Origin of the sequence: Streptomyces sp. NPDC015139, assembly GCF_043079785.1 — a bacterium.
Taxonomy (GTDB): Bacteria; Actinomycetota; Actinomycetes; order Streptomycetales; family Streptomycetaceae; genus Streptomyces; species Streptomyces albidocamelliae.
Genome location: NZ_JBIBUW010000008.1, coordinates 270,901 through 289,639 on the forward strand (window position 1 = coordinate 270,901; position 18,739 = coordinate 289,639).

General features: G+C 71.7%; 15 protein-coding genes. 8 read left to right on the forward strand and 7 right to left on the reverse strand.

What is annotated here, in order from left to right:
* Positions 1–88 precede the first annotated feature (88 nt).
* A complete protein-coding gene (locus tag ACF08B_RS23375; RefSeq protein WP_392319147.1) occupies positions 89–925 on the reverse strand; it encodes a chitosanase in 837 nt (278 codons plus the stop codon).
* Positions 926–1,072: 147 nt separating this feature from the next.
* Positions 1,073–2,617, reverse strand: coding sequence for an MFS transporter (locus tag ACF08B_RS23380; RefSeq protein ID WP_392319148.1), 1,545 nt, complete (start codon positions 2,615–2,617; stop codon positions 1,073–1,075).
* A 179-nt stretch (positions 2,618–2,796) separates the two neighbouring features.
* Between ACF08B_RS23380 and mgrA the strand changes: the two genes are divergently transcribed.
* From mgrA to ACF08B_RS23405, 5 genes are all read left to right on the forward strand, one after another.
* The gene (mgrA, locus tag ACF08B_RS23385; protein ID WP_392319149.1) at positions 2,797–3,840 is read left to right on the forward strand and encodes an L-glyceraldehyde 3-phosphate reductase; all 1,044 of its coding nucleotides are present in this window, start codon (positions 2,797–2,799) and stop codon (positions 3,838–3,840) included.
* Between the two features lie 180 nt (positions 3,841–4,020).
* Complete coding sequence (locus tag ACF08B_RS23390) at positions 4,021–4,203, forward strand: hypothetical protein (RefSeq protein WP_392319150.1); 183 nt, start codon at positions 4,021–4,023, stop codon at positions 4,201–4,203.
* Positions 4,204–4,321: 118 nt separating this feature from the next.
* Positions 4,322–4,807, forward strand: coding sequence for a cation:proton antiporter regulatory subunit (locus ACF08B_RS23395; protein ID WP_392319151.1), 486 nt, complete (start codon positions 4,322–4,324; stop codon positions 4,805–4,807).
* A 5-nt stretch (positions 4,808–4,812) separates the two neighbouring features.
* Positions 4,813–6,066 (forward strand): cation:proton antiporter, encoded by a 1,254-nt coding sequence (locus ACF08B_RS23400; RefSeq protein ID WP_392319152.1) that lies wholly within the window; start codon positions 4,813–4,815, stop codon positions 6,064–6,066.
* Between the two features lie 33 nt (positions 6,067–6,099).
* On the forward strand, positions 6,100–6,720 hold the full coding sequence (locus ACF08B_RS23405; RefSeq protein WP_392319153.1) for a DedA family protein: 621 nt from the start codon (positions 6,100–6,102) through the stop codon (positions 6,718–6,720).
* Between the two features lie 19 nt (positions 6,721–6,739).
* On the opposite strand, the gene ACF08B_RS23410 is transcribed toward ACF08B_RS23405, so the two are convergent.
* Positions 6,740–7,915 carry a GAF domain-containing protein gene (locus ACF08B_RS23410; RefSeq protein WP_392319154.1) on the reverse strand — a complete coding sequence of 392 codons (1,176 nt, stop codon included), beginning with the start codon at positions 7,913–7,915 and terminating at the stop codon, positions 6,740–6,742.
* 433 nt (positions 7,916–8,348) lie between these two features.
* On the opposite strand from ACF08B_RS23410, the gene sph reads away from it, so the two are divergent.
* On the forward strand, positions 8,349–9,332 hold the full coding sequence (sph, locus tag ACF08B_RS23415) for a sphingomyelin phosphodiesterase (RefSeq protein ID WP_392319155.1): 984 nt from the start codon (positions 8,349–8,351) through the stop codon (positions 9,330–9,332).
* Here sph and ACF08B_RS23420 read toward each other — a convergent pair.
* Positions 9,329–11,140, reverse strand: coding sequence for an MFS transporter (locus ACF08B_RS23420; protein WP_392319156.1), 1,812 nt, complete (start codon positions 11,138–11,140; stop codon positions 9,329–9,331). The genes sph and ACF08B_RS23420 overlap by 4 nt on opposite strands.
* On the reverse strand, positions 11,137–11,559 hold the full coding sequence (locus tag ACF08B_RS23425) for a MarR family winged helix-turn-helix transcriptional regulator (protein ID WP_392319157.1): 423 nt from the start codon (positions 11,557–11,559) through the stop codon (positions 11,137–11,139). Before ACF08B_RS23425 ends, ACF08B_RS23420 begins: the two co-directional genes overlap by 4 nt.
* Positions 11,560–11,704: 145 nt before the next feature.
* Here ACF08B_RS23425 and ACF08B_RS23430 point away from each other — a divergent pair, with 145 nt between their 5' ends.
* Positions 11,705–11,878, forward strand: coding sequence for a CsbD family protein (locus tag ACF08B_RS23430; protein WP_392319158.1), 174 nt, complete (start codon positions 11,705–11,707; stop codon positions 11,876–11,878).
* Positions 11,879–12,176: 298 nt separating this feature from the next.
* Entirely contained in the window at positions 12,177–12,626 is a 450-nt protein-coding gene (locus ACF08B_RS23435; protein ID WP_392319159.1) for an ATP-binding protein, read from the forward strand.
* 13 nt (positions 12,627–12,639) lie between these two features.
* Here ACF08B_RS23435 and ACF08B_RS23440 read toward each other — a convergent pair whose 3' ends face one another.
* Entirely contained in the window at positions 12,640–15,006 is a 2,367-nt protein-coding gene (locus tag ACF08B_RS23440; protein WP_392319258.1) for a SpoIIE family protein phosphatase, read from the reverse strand.
* Between the two features lie 106 nt (positions 15,007–15,112).
* On the reverse strand, positions 15,113–18,739 hold a 3,627-nt coding region (locus ACF08B_RS23445), incomplete at its 5' end, for a HAMP domain-containing protein (protein WP_392319160.1).

The following is an 18,739-nucleotide window of genomic DNA, read 5'->3' on the forward strand; positions in this document are numbered from 1 at the left end:
GTTCCTCCGCATCGGTGGGCTCGTTCGCTCACCACCCATCTTTCCCCGTCAGGGGCGCACCGTGCGAGTGCGCCCCTCCGGCGGGGAATCAGCCGATGTGGTAGCTGTCGCCGTACACCTTCCAGTCGAGCGGGGTGTTCAGGTCGAGGTTGCCCTTGCGCAGGAAGACCCGCTGCTCGGTGTCGACGCGGCTGGTGTCGCTGTGCGCCTCCTCCTGCTTCATCGCCCACACCCGGGCGTCGAGGAAGGCGTTCAGGTACGTCGTCTCGTTGCCGCCCTGGGCCGGGGGCACGGCGCTGCGCAGGGCGCGCCTGCGTATGTTGCGGAAGCTGGTCGGGTCGTCGCCGTCACCGTGCATGACGATGGCGTCGTAGTAGATGAACTGACCCAGCGCGCGCAGCGAGTCGGCCTTGCCCTGGGCGACGGCGGGGTCGAAGTAGACGCGGTCGCGTTCGTCGTTCTGGGCCTGCTGGAAGGCGCCGTCCTGGGCCGCCTTGCGCCAGTCCCCCGGGTAGGCGGGGTCCAGGCCGGAGTGCGAGTCGCTGCCGTTGACGCGGCGCAGGGCGGGCAGGTACTTGGCGAGGACGTTGCCCGGCTTGCGGTCGGTGTAGAGCCGCACCAGGTCCAGCATGTCACCGGTGCCGGAGCAGAAGCCGATGATGCCGGCCGTGTAGCCGCGGCCGTCGCCGATGTCCTCGATGTACTTGTACTGGGCCTTCCAGTCGAGCGAGGAGTTCTCCGCGCTCGACACGAGCTTCATGGCGGTCTCCTTCTTCGCCGGGTCGTCGAGGCCCGGGGCGGCCGGCGGCGCCGCGGCGGCGCTCCGGCCTGCGAGCAGGGCGCCGGAGGCGACGGCGCCGAGCACGGCGACGAAGGTCCGGCGGGCGAGGGCGGGGGTGGCTGTTTCGCGGTCTGCGTGCACCACAGGGACTCCAAGTGGGAGTGGGGGGTGGGGAGTTGGTCCGAACCGCACTGGTAGGAAAGTTTCCTATCAAATCCAGTGCGGGCCGGTAACCCGGCACGCGTGAAGTTCGTAGGATCGAACAGCTCCCCCAGGGGCCCGCCCCGCGGCTCAGCCGTGTCGCGCCTTCTCCCGCTCCTGCGCGAAGGCGTACAACTCCTTGGAAGTGGTGATCAGTTCGCGCCGCTCCTCACGCGAGCCGACCATCGGCTGCGAGCCCTTCAGCGGGACCTGGGCGCTCTCGGGGAGGAACTTGACGGTCAGCAGGCCGATGACGCCCGCCAGCATCAGGTAGTAGGCCGGCATCAGGTCGTCGCCCGTGGCGCCGACCAGCGCGGCGGTGACCAGGGGGGTGGTGCCGCCGAACGCGGCGACGGCGATGTTGAAGCCGATGCCCATGGCCGCGTACCGGACCGCGGTCGGGAAGAGGGCGGGCAGGGTGGCCGCGCTGGGTGCCGCGAAACAGGCCAGCAGGGTGGACAGGATGAGCACCCCGAGGATCGGCGGCCAGGTGCCCTGCGCCTTGATCAGCAGGAAGGCCGGCACGGCCAGCACGATCATCGCCGCGGCGGCGACGGCGTACAGCGGCCGCCGGCCGACGCGGTCGCTGAGCCGGCCGAGGAAGGTGATCAGGACGACGATCCACACCATGCCGACGAGCACCAGGAGGTCCGCGGAGCCGCTGGAGCGGTGCAGGGTCTCGGTCTGGTACGTCGGCAGGTAGCCCGTGACCATGTAGTTGGTGACGTTGTAGAGCAGGACCAGGCCCATGCAGATCAGCAGCGGCCGCCAGTGGTTCCTGATGATGTCCTTGAACTCGCTGCCGGCCGACTCCTGCGCGAGGGACTTCTCGTGCTCGTCCAGCTGCTGCTGGAAGGCCGGGGACTCCTCCAGCTTGAGCCGCATGTAGAGACCGATCACACCGAGCGGCCCGGCGATCAGGAAGGGGACGCGCCAGCCCCAGGAGAGCATCTGGCCGTCCGTCAGCGTCAGGTTCAGCACGGTGACCAGGGCCGAGCCGAGGGCGTAGCCGACGAAGGTGCCGAAGTCGAGCCAGCTGGACAGGAAGCCCCGCCTGCGGTCCGGCGAGTACTCGGCGACGAACGTGGTCGCGCCGCCGTATTCGCCGCCCGTCGAGAACCCCTGGACCATCCGGGCCAGCAGGAGCAGCACGGGCGCGGCGATGCCGATCGTGGAGTAGCCGGGGATGACGCCGATGGCGAAGGTGCCCACCGCCATCATGATCATGGTGGTGGCGAGCACCTTCTGCCGGCCGATCCGGTCGCCCAGCGGCCCGAAGACCAGCCCGCCGAGGGGCCGTACGACGAAGGCGGCGGCGAAGGTCGCGAAGGAGGAGATGACCTGGGCGGCGGGCGAGGCGCCCGGGAAGAACACCTTGCCGATCGTGGCGGCCAGGTAGCTGTAGACGCCGAAGTCGAACCACTCCATGCAGTTGCCGAGCGCGGAGGCGCCCACGGCACGCCGGAGCAGCGGGGGCTCGACGACCTGCACGTCGTCCTTGCGGAAGGCCCCCTTGTTGCGGCGGAGCCTGCGGGTCAGTTCCTCCCGCACCTGACGCGGCAACCGCGCGACCGCACCCGACGCCCGCGGCGTGTCGCCCGTCCGCCGTTCACCGTCGGCCGTCGCACCGTTCACGAGCGCCTCCCGCGTCTCTCGCGCCATTGATCACCGCCTGCCCCGGCGGCCGATTAAGAAACGGAAGCACTCAATCCCATCCAGGACGGCGGTTGGACTTGCCCGGGCGGCAGGGAGCAGGGTGGACGGATCCTCCGCACACGGAGGAATCCCCTACGGCACCACCCGGAGAAGACCCGATGACGTACGTCGCGGACCCCGCTCGCTACGACGGCACCATGCGCTACCGGCGCACCGGCCGCTCGGGACTGGACCTGCCGGTCCTGTCGCTGGGCTACTGGCACAACTTCGGCGACGACCGCCCGTTCGAGGCGCAGCGCGAGATCGCCCTGCGCGCCTTCGACCTCGGGATCACCCACCACGACCTGGCCAACAACTACGGCCCCCCGTACGGCTCGGCCGAGGTCAACTTCGGGCGGCTCATGAAGCAGGACCTGGCGCCCCACCGGGACGAACTGGTGGTCTCCACCAAGGCCGGCTGGGACATGTGGCCCGGCCCCTACGGACAGGGCGGCGGTTCCCGCAAGTACGTGCTGGCCTCGCTGGACCAGTCGCTGCGCCGGATGGGCGTGGACTACGTGGACATCTTCTACTCCCACCGGCTGGACGCGAGCACGCCGCTGGAGGAGACCATGGGCGCGCTCGACACCGCCGTCCGCCAGGGCAAGGCCCTCTACGTCGGCATCTCGTCCTACGACGCCGAGCGCACCCGGCAGGCGGCGGCGATCCTGCGGGACCTCGGCACTCCCCTGCTGATCCACCAGCCGTCGTACAGCATGCTCAACCGCTGGGTCGAGACCGACGGTCTGCTGGACGCGGCGCAGGAGGAGGGCTTCGGGGTGATCGGCTTCACCGCGCTGGCCCAGGGCCTGCTGACCGGCCGCTACCTCGACGGCCTGCCCGAGGACTCGCGGGCCGCTCAGGGGAAGTCCTTCGACCCGGCCTGGCTCACGGACGACATGCGGCGGCGGCTGCGCGCCCTGAACGACATCGCGGCCCGGCGCGGGCAGACCCTCGCCCAGCTGGCGCTGGCCTGGGCACTTCGCGACGAGCGGGTGACCTCCCTGGTCATCGGCGCCTCGCGCACCGAGCAGCTGGAACAGAACGTGGCCGCGCTGGAGAACCTCGACTTCAGCACCGAGGAACTCGCCGAGATCGACAAGTACGCCACCGAGGGCGGCGTGGACCTGTGGCGGGAGGCCCGGCTCGGCACTCTCGGATGATCGGCACTCGGTGCCGGTTCAGGCTGGACCCACCGGCACCGAGTGACACCGGGGTCTAGACATAAGGAAAAAGTAGGACATAATGGAGGCAGCTCGGACAGCGTTGTCAGCGCGTCCTTCGCCCCTCTCCCCCGTCTTTCCCCGGCGTTCGTCCCGCGACTTCGAGGAGCCGCTCACCGCATGGCGTACGGAGCCCACCGCAGTCCCCTCATGCCTCCCCGTCCCGACCTGATCCTCGCCCGCGACTGCGAGCAGTGCCTCGGGTGGGGCACCGTCGTCACGCGCGACGGGGACCACGAACTGTGCCGCACCTGCCAGCCCGGCGCCCTGGACGACGAGGGCAGTTCGGCGCCCGGACTCTGACACCTCCCTGCCCCACCGTGCCCGACCCGGGACCTGCACACCCGCGTTCACCCGCGCCAGGTTAGGGTTCCGGTAATGGTTTCACCAAGAAACCGTCAAGACGGGCAGGGGGGCAGCCGTGGGCGCCGCACGCACGAGCAGTACGCCGTTGCCGGGCATCGGGGTCCGGTACGACCTCACCACCCGGGAGGACCGCCGTGTGTCGGTGGTGGCCCACCGCGACGGATCGCGAACACTGAGCGCCTACCGCCGCGACGATCCCGACGCCTGTGCGCTCTCCGTGCGCCTCACCGGCGGTGAGGCGGAGGCACTGGTGGACGCGCTGAAGCCCACGCACCACAGCCCCACCCTGCTCTCCACGACGGAACTGGGTCTGGTCGCCGAGCGGATCGAACTGTCCTCGGCGTCCTACTGGAACGGCCGGCTGCTCGGCGACACCCGCATGCGCACCGAGACCGGCGTGTCGATCGTGGCCGTGCTGCGCCGCGCCGAAGCCATCCCCTCCCCCGGCCCCGGATTCCGGCTGGCCGGCGGCGACACGCTCATCGTGATCGGCACCCGCGAGGGCACCGACGCCGCCGCCGCGATCCTCGGCCGGGAGTGATCCGGATGCATTCCTCCGCGGTCTTCCTGATCGAGTTCGGCGCCATCATCCTCGGCCTCGGCCTGCTGGGCCGGCTCGCCGCACGCCTGCGCTTCTCGCCGATCCCGCTCTACCTGCTGGCCGGCCTGGCCTTCGGCGAGGGCGGGCTGCTGCCGCTCGGCACCAGTGAGGAGTTCGTGGCGATCGGCGCCGAGATCGGCGTGATCCTGCTGCTGCTCATGCTGGGTCTGGAGTACACGGCCAGCGATCTGGTCTCCAACCTCCGCACCCAGTACCCGGCCGGACTCGTCGACGCCGCCCTCAACGCCCTGCCCGGTGCCGCCATGGCCCTGCTGCTCGGCTGGGGCCCGATCGCGGCCGTCGTCCTGGCCGGCATCACCTGGATCTCCTCCTCCGGTGTCATCGCCAAGGTCCTCGGCGACCTCGGCCGGATCGGCAACCGGGAGACACCCGTGATCCTCAGCATCCTGGTGCTGGAGGACCTGTCGATGGCCGTCTACCTGCCGGTCGTCACCGCGCTCCTGGCCGGGACCGGCTTCGCCGCCGGCAGCGTCACGCTGGCCATCGCCCTCGGCGTGGCCGGCCTGGTGCTGCTGCTGGCGGTGCGCTTCGGCCGCCACATCTCCCGCTTCGTCTCCACCGACGACCCGGAGAAGCTGCTGCTGGTGGTGCTCGGCCTGACCCTGGTGGTCGCCGGTGTGGCGCAGCAGTTGCAGGTGTCGGCGGCCGTGGGCGCCTTCCTCGTGGGCATCGCCCTGTCCGGGGAGGTCGCCGAGGGCGCCCACCACCTTCTCGCCCCCCTCCGGGACCTGTTCGCGGCCGTCTTCTTCGTCTTCTTCGGGCTGCACACCGACCCCGCGAGCATCCCGCCGGTGCTGCTGCCCGCGCTCGCGCTGGCCGTGGTCACCACCCTCACGAAGATCGCCACGGGCTACTGGGCGGCCCGCCGTGCGGGTGTCTCGGCCAAGGGCCGGTGGCGGGCGGGCGGCACCCTGGTCGCACGCGGCGAGTTCTCCATCGTCATCGCCGGACTCGCCGTCACCGCCGGCATCGACTCCGATCTCGGCCCGCTGGCCACCGCGTACGTCCTGATCCTGGTCGTCCTCGGCCCGTTGACCGCCCGCTGGACCGAGCCGCTGGCCCGGCTGCTGACCGGCCGGCGGACCGTGCCCGGGGCCCTCGGAGCCGGCGGCGGTGAAGTTCCGGCCCACGACCCGGCCCCGGCGGTGCGCGACCAGGACCCGGCCGGCCGGCCCTGACCCGGCGCCGAGCGCCCGCCGTACCGTGGAGGCATGTCGACTCCGCTCCCCGGACCGCTGGCCCATCTGGCGCCGCTGCTCGGTCACTACGGCTACTGGGCCGTCGGGGCCGTGGTCCTCGTGGAGGACTTCGGGGTGCCCGCGCCCGGCGAGACGATCCTCCTCGCGGCGGGGGTCTACGCGGGCGCCGGGCGGCTCAGCATCGTGGCTGTGGCCGTCATCGCCTTCACCGCGGCCGTCGTCGGGGACAACATCGGGTACCTGATCGGCCGGTCCGGCGGGCGGGCCTTCGTGCACCGCTGGGGCCGTTACGTCTTCCTGACGCCCAAGCGGTTCGCGGCCGCCGAGGCGTTCTTCGGCCGGCACGGCGGCAAGATCGTGACCGTGGCCCGGTTCATCGAGGGCCTGCGCCAGGCCAACGGCATCATCGCGGGCACCACGGGTATGCGCTGGCGGCGCTTCCTCGCCTTCAACGCCCTCGGCGCCGCCCTGTGGGTCGGCCTGTGGGCCACCCTGGCCTACCTGGTGGGCGACCACATCACCGCCGTCTACGACGAGATCCGGCGCTACCAGCTCTATGTCGTCGCCGCCCTCGCCGCACTGCTCGCCGCCCTCGTCGTACGGCACCTCGTACGACGGCGGCGCGAGCCCTGACCGGCTCGGCGTCCCCCGCTCAACCGCCCGCCGCACCGAGTGCGTGCACACGCTCCAGGGCGTCCTGCACCACGGTCCGCCGGTACCAGGACCGCCAGGCGGCCAGGTCCCGGGCCAGGCCGTGGACGGCGTCCCGCTGGCCGGCGGACAGCCAGGCGCCCGGTTCCGACCGGTGAACGGAGAGCACGCCGGTGCACTCGCCGCGGTCCGTCATCATGGGCGCGCTGTGCACCGCGCGGATGCCCGCCCCCAGGGCCGCCCGCCCGACGGGGTGGCCGGCCAGGTCCGGCTCGGCGGCCACGTCGGGGACGGTCACGGGCCGGCCCGCGGCCCAGGCGCGTGCGCACACCGCGGGCGGTCCGAGAACCAGGGCCAGGCAGTCCCGGTAGGCCGGGTCCAGCCCGTGGTGGGCCTCCAGCACGAGCGCCTCGTCCTGCACCCGGTCGGTCAGATGGATCTCGGCCGCGTCGGCGTCCGCCATGGTCACCGCTCGGTAGACGGCGGCCTTGAGCACCTGCAGACGGTCCCGCGCGTCCAGCCGGTCGGCGGTCAGCAGGGCGACGGAGGGCGGCGGGACGTGCCGGCGCCCCGGGAACCAGTCCCCCCGGGCCGGCGGCGGCGGAGCCGTCACCACGGCGGAGGCCAGCACCCGCAGCGGCACGTTGTGGTGCTGCGAGCCGGCGCGCAGCACGGCGAAGGCGGCGGCCGGTCCGGACAGCCCGTACCGGGCGATCAGGATGCCCTGGGCGATCCCGATGAGCCCACTGGTGCGGGCCTTGGCACGGAGCCCGTAGACCTCGCTGGACGTCTCCTGCACCGGCGCGTACCGGCCGCCGCCCTCGGCCCGCGTCGCATCACCGGCGCCGCGCACGGTGGCGAGGGCGCCCTCCAGGTCGGGGCAGAGACGGACGCCCGGCAGGGGCGACAGGGAGAGCACGGTGCGGACCAGGGGGGTGGCGCCGATGACCAGGACGGGTGCGTCGGTGCGGTGCCGGGTGCGGGCGGCCAGCGTTCCCACCGTGGCGCTGCTCACCTGGACCACGCCGGACAGGTCCAGGACGAGTGGCAGGCCCCGCTCGTCGGCGCCCTTCAGCCGCAGGTCCAGCTCGCGGCCGAAGGCCCCGGCCCCCTGGGCGTCGAGGGTCCCCCACAGTCGCAGCACCACCGCCCGATCCGTGACCGGTTGCACGGTCACCAGGGGACCTCGCGTCACAGGGCATCACCCGCGGACTTCGCACGCTCTCACACGGCACACCGGGATCAGTGAGCGGCCACGGTCGGCCGGCCGCCTCCTGACCGTTTCTGCTCCCACCTTCTTCCCTGGTGCCTCCCCATGGCAAGCAGCCGCCCCCGGCCGGTTCGCCCGCCGCGTGACCGGAGGCGTGTCGGGGTCGTGCACACCCGCTCGGCGGGCGCACACTGGTGGACAGGCCGGCCGTCTTCTGGCCGTCGGTCCGGGGCTCCTCCGGTTCGGACATGTGCTGGGGGAGCTTCGAGATGTCGGACTCCCTGATTCCTCGGCCGTGCGCCATTCGGTGCGTGCCTGGGTGTTACCTGTGGGTAATCGCAGATGGTTTGATGTGCGGCGCCACTCAGCTCTTCATCGACTCCATCGACAGGGAGATCCAGTGACGCCCTTCGCACCGCGCCGCGCCCTCGCCGCGGCCGTGCTCGCCCTCGCCCTGCCCGCGGCGGCGCTCGCCGGCACGGCCACGGCGGAGGCCGCCGAACCCGCACCGGCCGTGCGGGTTCTGACGTACAACACCTTCCTCATGAGCAAGAACCTGTACCCGAACTGGGGTCAGGACCACCGCGCCGCGGAGATACCGAAGGCGTCCTTCTTCCAGGGCAACGACGTGGTCGTCCTCCAGGAGGCCTTCGACAACTCCTCGTCGGACGCGCTGAAGAGCGCCGCCGCGGCCCAGTACCCGTACCAGACCCCGGTGGTGGGGCGCGCCCGCACCGGCTGGGACGCCACGGGCGGGGCGTACTCGTCGGCCACGCCCGAGGACGGCGGGGTCACCGTGCTGAGCAAGTGGCCGATCCTGCACAAGGAGCAGTACGTCTACAAGGACGCCTGCGGCGCGGACTGGTGGTCCAACAAGGGCTTCGCCTATGTGGTGTTGAACGTCGGCGGCAGCAAGGTGCACGTCATCGGGACGCACGCGCAGTCGACGGACTCCGGCTGCGGCGCGGGCGAGGCGGCACTGGACCGCAGCCGGCAGTTCAAGGCGATCGACGCGTTCCTGGACGCGAAGAACATTCCCGCGGACGAGGAGGTCCTGGTCGCGGGCGACCTCAACGTGGACTCACGCAGCGCCGAGTACGCCTCGATGCTCGCCGACGCGGACCTGGTCGGGGCCGACGCGCGGACGGGGCATCCGTACTCCTTCGACACGCAGGAGAACTCCATCGCCCACGACCGCTACCCGGACGATCCGCGCGAGGACCTGGACTACGTCCTCAGCCGGGCCGGCCATGCCCGGCCGGCCGGCTGGCGCAACGAGGTCGTGCAGGAGCGGTCGGCGCCCTGGACGGTGAGCAGCTGGGGTACGTCGTACACGTACACCAACCTCTCGGACCACTATCCACTGCGGGCGTACGCCGGCTAGGGAGTGGTGCGTGCGGGCCGGTCCCCGGCGGAGCGGTCCGGACCGCCGCGCCGGGGGTCGTCGTCGGCGCGCTCGTGGCCGCCCCGCAGGGCGGAGGCGAGCGCGGCGACGAGGGCCATCGCCGCGGCGACACCGAACACGATGCTCAGCCCGTGGTGGAAGGGGCCGGAGACCAGTTCCGGGAAGAAGCGGTGACCGGTCAGGCCCGCGCGCTGGGCCGCGGTCAGCCGGTCGAGCGTGCCGCCGGTGCCCAGGAGGTGGCCGATGGGGTTGTCGCCGAGGAAGGTCGCGAACAGGGTGCCGACCGGCGGCAGTGAGGCCGCCTCGTGGGCGGCGCCGGCGGGCACGCCGTGCGCCCGGAGCCCGCCGCTCAGCGTCGACGGGAGGGTGGCGGCCAGCCCGGAGACCATGAGGGAGAAGAAGACACCGATGGACAGGGCCGTGCCCGAGTTCTGGAAGGTGGACCGCATCCCGGAGGCCACGCCCCGGTAGCGGGCCGGCACGCTGCCCATGATCGAGGAGGTGTTGGGCGAGGAGAACATGCCCTGGCCGAGGCCGCTGAGCAGCAGCAGCGCGGCGAAGGCGCCGTAGTCGAAGTTCACCGGCAGCGCGAGCAGTCCGAGGAAGGACCCGGCGACCAGGACGAGTCCGGCCGTGGAGAAGACACGGGCGCCGAACCGGTCCGACAGGTAGCCCGAGACGGGTCCGGCGATCAGGAAGCCCAGGGTGAGGGGCAGCATGAAGATGCCCGCCCACAGCGGGGTGTCCTCGAAGTCGTAGCCGTGCAGGGGCAGCCAGATGCCCTGGAGCCAGATGATGAGCATGAACTGCAGGCCGCCCCGGGCGATCGCGGTGAGCAGGGCGGCGAGGTTGCCCGCGGCGAACGCCCGCACCCGGAACAGGGACAGCCGGAACATGGGGTCCGCGACCCGGCTCTCGACGAAGCAGAACACCAGCAGCAGGAACGCACCGCCGAACAGCCCGGTCAGCACCCAGGGGTTGGTCCAGCCGGTGGGGTGGCCGCCGTAGGGCTGGATGCCGTAGGTGATGCCCGCGAGCAGGATGCCCGCGCCCGAGGCGAAGGTGAGATTGCCGAGCCAGTCGATCCGGCCGCGTCCGCCGGCCGCGGTCTCCCTGAGGCTCAGGTACGACCAGACGGTGCCGGTGATGCTGACCGGGACGCTCACCCAGAACACCGCCCGCCAGTCGACGGCGGCGAGCAGACCGCCGGCGAGGAGGCCGAGGAACTGTCCGGCGAGGGCGGTGATCTGGTTGATACCGAGGGCCGTGCCCCGCTGCCGGGCCGGGAAGGCGTCGGTGAGGATGGCGGCCGAGTTGGCGGTGAGCATGGATCCGCCGAAGGCCTGCACGATGCGCCACAGGATCAGCCAGAGCGCTCCCGCACCGGCCCGGAACGGGTCGAGGGACAGCGCGACGGAGGCACCGGCGAAGATCAGGAAGCCCAGGTTGTAGATCCGGACCCGGCCGAACATGTCCCCGAGCCGGCCGAGCACGACCACGAGCACGGCCGAGACCAGCAGATAGCCGAGGATCATCCACAGCAGGTAGCCGATGTTGCCGGCGGCGAGCGGGTCCAGTCCGATGCCGCGGAAGATCGCCGGCAGGGAGATGATCACGATGGAGGCGTCCATCGTGGCGATCAGGACACCGAGTGTGGTGTTGGAGAGGGCGATCCACTTGTAGCCGGGGCCCGGCGGTGTGTCCCTGGTGCGGGCCGAGCGGGCGAGCAGCCGGGCGCGCAGGCCCGCGGTGGCCGGGTCGCGCGGGGCGGGCGCTCGGCCGGTCACAGCCGTTCCGCCAGCCGGTCGAGCAGGGGCAGGGCGTCCCGCAGCGCCTGCCGCTCCGGCGGGGTGAACTCGTCCAGGGCGCGGGCGAGGCGGGCGACCGACTCGGAGCGGCGCTGCTCCAGCACGGCCCGTCCCTCCTCGGTGAGGGAGACGATGGCCCGGCGCCCGTCGGCGGCGTCGGGGGCACGGCTCACCAGGCCGCGCTGTTCGAGTCCGGCGAGGGTGCCGGCCATCGCCTGCGGCCGGACGCGTTCCAGGTCGGCGAGCGAGCCGGGTGAGTCGGAGCCGGTACGCGCCAGCCGGGCCAGCACCGACACGCCCGAGAGGGACACGTCCCCGACGGCGTGCGCCTGGCGCAGCCGGCGGACGATCCGGCCCATGGCCAGCCGCAGCTCACCCGCGAGTGCAGTGGTATCCACGTTTGATAACACTAGGTTTATCAGTTTGGACTGTTCAACCAAGCCTGGGTAATGGACGCGGGAGGCGCTTGCTGGTTTGGCCGGCGGCGCAGCGGCAAGTCGAAAGGCGAACGGACACCCCGAGGATGTTGGGATGTGAAACCCGATGGCTGGCAACCAGAAGGCCAAGGGCAAGGCGGAGCAGGCCAAGGGCAAGACCAAGGAGGCCTTGGGCCGCGCCGTCGGCAACGAGCGCATGGAGGCCGAAGGCCGCATGGAAGGCGCTCGCGGAGACGCCCGCCAGGCCAAGGAGAAGACGAAGGACGTCTTCAAGCACTGATTCGGGCCGTATGCGCAGGGGAAACGGGTCCGGGAAATCCGCTCGCGCGGCGTTTCCCGGACCCGTTTCGTCGTGTGTGCTCGCGTACGGTCGAGCGTGCCTCGCCGTCCGTGTCCGCGGCTCCCCCTACGCCCCGCCGGCCGTGCGCCGTCTCCCATCAGGAGTTCGTGTGCAACCGGAGGATTACTCGCGGACGTCCCCTTGATCGACGGTCCAGCGGGTAGCCGAAGCTGGGACGGCACGGCCCCCGTGTTCACCAGGAAGGGACCCTGACCCCACAGGAAAAGGGCAAGGACGTATGGACATCCGGCTCAGGACGTACGCGACGACGCAGGACCGCCCCGCACCGCTGCGCTACAGCCACACCTGGGACAGCGGCGTATCCGGCATCGGCGACGCCAGAGACGCCGTCGCGGACCTGCTCGGACGGGCGCGGCCGGCACCGGACCGGCGCTCGGTGCAGGATGCCCAGCTCGTCGTCAGCGAACTCGTCACCAACGCGGCGAAGCATGCCCCGGGCCCCTGTGCCCTGCTTCTGGAACTGCTCCCCGGCTCCACCGCGCTGCGCGTCTGTGTGACGGACACGTCCAGCGAGCCGCTCCGGCAGCGCCCGCCGGATCCCCGGCGGGTCGGCGGCCATGGACTGCACCTGGTGTCGATGCTCGCCGCAGCCCTGGAGGTGACCCGGCTGGTCCGCAGCAAGCGGGTCACCGCGACGGTACCGCTGACGGGCGCGGCGGACCTCTGAGGCCGCCGGCGCCTCAGACCACCCTGATGCCCACGATGCAGGTGTCGTCGTCGGTGTCCGACCTGCTGTAGGTGAGCAGCCGGTCCAGTTGCTGGTCCAGGACCTTGGGGGCCGAACGGGCCGTGTCCAGCAGATGGGAGAGGGACTCCTCCACCGAACGGTCCCGGCGCTCGATCAGGCCGTCGGTGTACATCAGCAGAGTGTCCCCGGCCGCCAGCTGTACCTCGGTCTCCTCGTAGACCGCCTCCGGCAGGGCGCCCAGCAGGAGGCCCTTGAGCGTGGGCAGGGTGCTGGCCTCCGACTCGCGCACCAGGACCGGCGGCAGATGGCCCGCCCGTGCCCAGCGCAGGGTCCGCCGCTCTCCGTCGTACAGACCGCACACGGCGGTCGCGGTGACCGCCCCCGTCAGATGATGGGCGACGATGTTCAGCCACGACAGCAACTGCGCGGGCCCCGCTCCGGTCACCGCGAGGCCGCGCAGGGCGTTGCGCAGGACGACCATGCTGGTGGCCGCCTCGATCCCGTGTCCCGCGACGTCGCCGACGCACAGCAGGATCAGCCCGGAGGGCAGTACGACGGCGTCGTACCAGTCGCCGCCGACCAGTTGCTCGGTCTCGGCGGGCCGGTAGCGCACCGCGACCTGGAGGTCGGGCACCTGGAGGGGGGTCTGCTCGGGCGGCATGATGGCGTGCTGCAGCTGGAGCGCCAGCCGGTTGCGTTCGTCTGCCTGCTGCTCGGTGTGGGCCAGCTGGTCACGGGTGGCCGCGAGGGCGACCTCGGTCCAGTGCTGGGCGGAGATGTCCTGGTAGGCGCCGCGCACGACGAACAGCCGGCCGTCGGTGTCGAGCACCGGTTCGGCGACCACGCGCATGTGCCGGGTCACGCCGTCCGGGCGCAGCAGCCGGAACGCGGCGGACGCGGGCCTGCCGTGGTGCAGCACGGTACGCAGGAAGCGCCGGATGGGGACGGCGTCGTCCGGATGGGCGTGCGCGGGCAGCTCCTCCAGCGCGACCGGGGGGCTGGTGGGGGGCCGGCCGTAGAGGCCGAACAGCTGGCCGTTCCAGGTGATCTCACCGGTGAGCAGGTTCTCCTCGAAACCGCCGATGCGGCCGAGCCGCTGGGCGTTCTGCAGCAGGCTGGCCAGGCGTGCCGCCTCGTCCTCGATACGCCAGATGAGCAGCACGCTGGAGCCGTGGCGGCTGACGCTGATGTCGGCGACGGCCGACAGCGGCACCTCGTCGACCAGGGCGGTGAGCCGCATGCGGCGGGCGCGGAACGGCTCGCCCGTGGCGTAGACCCGCTCGACCCGCTGGAAGAGTTCGCTGGCGCCGGCGGCCATCGGATAGGCCTCCAGCAGCAGTGCGCCGTTGACGACGGCCCGGGGCCGGCCGGCCGGGTCGAGGAAGCGTTCGTTGACGTGCTGGATGCGGAAGTCGACGAGCTGCCCGGAGTCGTCGAGGTAGGGCACCAGCACCAGGGCGGGATCGTGGAGGCCGTCCGCCAGGTCCATCAGTTCCACCACGTCGGGCAGCAGCCGGAGTTCGGGCCCGGCGCCGGGCGGCACCGCGAAGCTCTCCAGCGTGTGGGCGCACAGCTCGGCGAGGGCCTCGACCTGCCGGACCACCGGCCGCGGCAGCGGCTCCTGTGGCCCCGGCCAGGCGATCTCCAGCACACCGTGGATCCGGCCGCCCGCGCCGGCGGGTACGGCGATCCGGGCGCCGTCGGCGTACTCGCGGCGGCCGACGGTGGGCAGTCCCGAGGCGGCCAGCGAGGACAGCCACTGCCCGTCCGGCTCGGTCAGGCCACGCCGGGCCACGGTGGCCACGTCGGGCGGCACGTACCGCCAGCGGGCCGCCTCGCCCGGTGGGAAACCGGCGCTGCCCGCGAGGGTCAGCGAGCCGTCCGAGCCGGCCGCCCAGATCGCCACCGCCACCGCGCCGAGCGGCCGCAGGGCGTGTTCCAGCAGCGAGTCCGCCATCGCCTGGGCGTCCGTGGCGGCGAGGACACCGCTCTCGGCGGCGCGCAGCCGGACGGCGGCCGATTCCTCGACGTCCACGGCCGGTTCCGCGGCCAGGGACAGGAACGCCTCGGTCACCTCCGAGACGCGGTCCCTGGCGGCCTGGTTGATGACCTCCACCGCGAATTCGAGCGGGGTCACCTGGGACTGCTCGGTGAGTTCGGCGAGCTGGCGGGCGGCCTGGGCGGGGCCGCAGCCTAGGCGTTCGACGAGGATGCCCTTGGCCAGCTCGATCAGCGCCCGGCCCTCGGCCTCCGCCTGCGCCGTCCGCACCTCGCGGCGCAGCCGCTCGACGGTGGCGGCGAGCCTGCCGACCGGCGAGCCGGTCGGGGCGTCGGCCAGGAGGGCGTCGAGCGAGGGCATCTGGACGGGCAGGCCGGCGAACGCGTCCGGTCCCGCGGCGGGCTCCTGGGTGGTCACCTGGTCCGTACTCCTCGGCGTGCGAACGGGTGGGCGGGCCGTGCCGTCCTCATGCCGGGAGCCAGCGTCGGACGCAGGCGATGAGGTCATGGGTGTCCACCGGTTTCGTCACGTAGTCGCTGGCACCGGAGGCGAGGCTCTTCTCCCGGTCCCCCTGCATGGCCTTGGCCGTCACGGCGATGACCGGCAGTTCCGCGTACAGCGGCATCTTCCGGATCTCCGCCGTGGCCGTGTACCCGTCCATCTCGGGCATCATCACGTCCATCAGAACGAGTTCGACGTCCGGATTGTTCATCAGCGTCTCGATGCCCTTGCGGCCGTTCTCGGCGTGCAGCACCCGGAAGCCGTGCAGTTCGAGGATGCCGCTCAGCGCGAACAGGTTGCGGGCGTCGTCGTCGACGACGAGGACGGTACGGCCGCGGGTGTGCTCGTCGATCAGGTGCGGTGCCGTGATCTGCGGTTCGTCGTTGCGGACCAGGGTGAGGACCTCGCCGGGTTCCTCGGCCGAGAGGTGCAGCGCGATCCGCTCGCGCAGTTCGTCGAGGCTGTAGAGGTACTCCAGCGGGCCGTCCGCCCCGTCGGCCGCCTGCTCGGTGCGGTGGGAGCTGTGCACCAGGACGGGGACGCTCGCCAGGGCGGAGTCCCCGCGCAGGGCTTCCAGGAAGTGGGCGGACTCGCCGTCGGGCACGCCCAGTTCGACGACCACGCAGTGGCAGGGCTCGGCGGCGAGGGCGCCGGCCGCCTCCTGGGCGCCGACCGCGGTGATGATGTCGACGGGTGTGCCGCCGCCGTCGGTCCGGTTGTGCGCGAGGTCCCTGACCACGCTCTCGGCGACGAGGGTCAGCAGGCCGCGCGGGCGCTCCTCGACGACCAGCAGACGGCGCGAGCGCTGCCGCTTGGCGGTGACGAGCGGTGTTCCCGCGGTGAGTTCGTGCCCGCTCGTGCCGTCCGCCGTCAGCGGTTCGGCCTGCTTGGGCGCGCCGCGGCCGATGCGCAGCACCTCCTCGAAGTCCGGCCGTGCGACGGGCAGGAAGAGGGTGAAGGTGCTGCCCTTGCCGGGGGTGCTGTCGACGCTGACGGCGCCGCCGAGGAGGTGGGCGATCTCGCGGGTGATGGACAGGCCGAGGCCGGTGCCGCCGTACTTGCGGCTGGTGGTGCCGTCCGCCTGCTGGAACGCGCCGAAGATGGTCTCCAGTTGCTGTTCCGGGATGCCGATACCGGTGTCCTTCACCCGGAAGGCGACGACGGCGCCGCCGCGGACCACGCCCGCGGGGACCTCGTCGTCGGAGGCGGGCTCGACGCGCAGTTCGACTCCGCCCTGCTCGGTGAACTTCACGGCGTTGGACAGCAGGTTGCGCAGGATCTGCCGGAGCCGGGAGTCGTCGGTGAGCAGGTCGGCGGGGGCGCCGGGGGCCGTGGTGATGGTGAAGTCGAGGCTCTTCTGCGAGGTCATCGGCTGGAAGGTGGCCTCGACGTACTCGATGAGCTGGCGCAGCGGGACCCGTTCCGGCGTCACGTCCATCTTGCCGGCCTCGACCTTGGACAGGTCCAGGATGTCGTTGATCAGCTGGAGCAGGTCCGAGCCGGCTGAGTGGATGATGCCCGCGTACTCGACCTGCTTCGGGGTGAGGTTGCGGGAGGGGTTCTGGGCCAGCAGCTGGGCCAGGATGAGGAGGCTGTTGAGCGGGGTGCGCAGCTCGTGGCTCATGTTGGCGAGGAACTCGGACTTGTACTTCGAGGCGAGCGACAGCTGCTGGGCGCGCGCCTCCAGTTCCTGCCGGGCCTGCTCGATCTGCAGGTTCTTCGCCTCGATGTCGCGGTTCTGCTCGGCCAGCAGCGAGGCCTTCTCCTCCAGTTCGGCGTTGGACTGCTGCAGTTCCTCCTGGCGGGCCTGCAACTCCGCGGAGCGGTACTGCAGTTCGCTGGTGAGGCGCTGCGACTCCTGGAGGAGTTCGTCGGTGCGGGCGTTGGCGACGATGGTGTTGACGTTGACGCCGATGGTGTCCACGAGCTGCTGGAGGAAGTCCCGCTGGATCTGGGTGAACCGGGTGACCGAGGCCAGCTCGATGACGCCGAGGACCTGCTCCTCGAAGACGATCGGGAGCAGCAGCAGCGCGGTCGGCTCGACCTGTCCGAGTCCGGAGGAGATGGTGACGTACCCGGGCGGCAGCTCGTCGACCGCGATGGTGCGGCGGCTGCGCGCGGCCTGGCCGACCAGCGAGCGGCCGAAGGACATCCGGACGGGGCGGCTGTCCTCCTCGGGCCGGCCGTAGGCGCCGACGAGTCCCAGTTCGGGTCCGGCCGCGCCCTCCTCGGCCAGGTAGAACGCGCCGTACTGGGCGGACACCTGGGGCACCAGCTCGTCCATGATGAGCTCGGCGACGACGGGCAGGTCGCGGTGGCCCTGCATGAGGCCGGAGATCCGGGCGAGGTTGGTCTTCAGCCAGTCCTGTTCCTGGTTGGCCTGGGTGGTCTCGCGCAGGGACTCCACCATGGAGTTGATGTTGTCCTTGAGGTCGGCGACCTCGCCGGAGGCGTCGACGGTGATGGACCGGGTCAGGTCGCCCTCGGCGACGGCGCTGGCCACGTCGGCGATGGCGCGGACCTGCCGGGTGAGGTTCCCGGCGAGTTCGTTCACGTTCTCGGTGAGGCGCTTCCAGGTGCCGGAGACGCCCTCGACCTCGGCCTGGCCGCCGAGGCGGCCCTCGGTGCCGACCTCCCGGGCCACCCGGGTGACCTCGTCGGCGAACGCGGAGAGCTGGTCGACCATCGTGTTGATGGTGGTCTTCAGCTCCAGGATCTCGCCGCGCGCGTCGACGTCGATCTTCTTGGACAGGTCGCCCTTGGCCACGGCGGTGGTCACCAGGGCGATGTTGCGCACCTGCCCGGTGAGGTTGTTGGCCATGGAGTTGACGTTGTCGGTCAGGTCCTTCCAGGTGCCGGCCACGTTGGGCACGTGCGCCTGACCGCCGAGCCGGCCCTCGGTGCCCACCTCGCGGGCCACCCGGGTCACCTCGTCCGCGAACGCGGAGAGGGTGTCGACCATGGTGTTGATGACGTCGGCGAGGGCCGCGACCTCGCCCTTCGCCTCGACGGTGATCTTCTGGGAGAGGTCGCCCTTGGCGACGGCGGTGGCGACCTGGGCGATGGAGCGGACCTGGCCGGTCAGGTTGGACGCCATCACGTTGACGTTGTCGGTGAGGTCCTTCCAGGTGCCGGCGACCCCGCGCACCTGGGCCTGGCCGCCGAGCCGGCCCTCGGTGCCCACCTCGCGGGCCACCCGGGTCACCTCGTCCGCGAACCCCGAGAGCTGGTCGACCATCGTGTTGATGGTGCTCTTCAGCTCCAGGATCTCGCCCCGCGCGTCCACGGTGATCTTCTGCGACAGGTCGCCCTGCGCCACCGCGGTGGTCACCTGGGCGACGTTGCGCACCTGCGCCGTCAGGTTCCCGGCCATGAAGTTCACCGAGTCCGTCAGGTCGCGCCAGGTGCCCTTCACGCCCTTGACGTCCGCCTGACCCCCCAGGCGGCCCTCGGTACCGACCTCGCGCGCCACCCGGGTGACCTCGTCCGCGAACGCGGAGAGCTGGTCGACCATCGTGTTGATGGTGCTCTTCAGCTCCAGGATCTCGCCCCGCGCGTCCACGGTGATCTTCTGCGACAGGTCGCCCTGCGC

Bases quoted from the DNA above. Each gene is read 5' to 3' on its own strand.
- mgrA (WP_392319149.1), top strand. From the start codon at position 2,797: ATGACGTACGTCGCGGACCCCGCTCGCTACGACGGCACCATGCGCTAC.
- ACF08B_RS23390 (WP_392319150.1), top strand. From the start codon at position 4,021: ATGGCGTACGGAGCCCACCGCAGTCCCCTCATGCCTCCCCGTCCCGAC.
- ACF08B_RS23400 (WP_392319152.1), top strand. From the start codon at position 4,813: ATGCATTCCTCCGCGGTCTTCCTGATCGAGTTCGGCGCCATCATCCTC.
- ACF08B_RS23405 (WP_392319153.1), top strand. From the start codon at position 6,100: ATGTCGACTCCGCTCCCCGGACCGCTGGCCCATCTGGCGCCGCTGCTC.
- ACF08B_RS23430 (WP_392319158.1), top strand. From the start codon at position 11,705: ATGGCTGGCAACCAGAAGGCCAAGGGCAAGGCGGAGCAGGCCAAGGGC.
- ACF08B_RS23435 (WP_392319159.1), top strand. From the start codon at position 12,177: ATGGACATCCGGCTCAGGACGTACGCGACGACGCAGGACCGCCCCGCA.
- ACF08B_RS23440 (WP_392319258.1), bottom strand. From the start codon at position 15,006: ATGCCCTCGCTCGACGCCCTCCTGGCCGACGCCCCGACCGGCTCGCCG.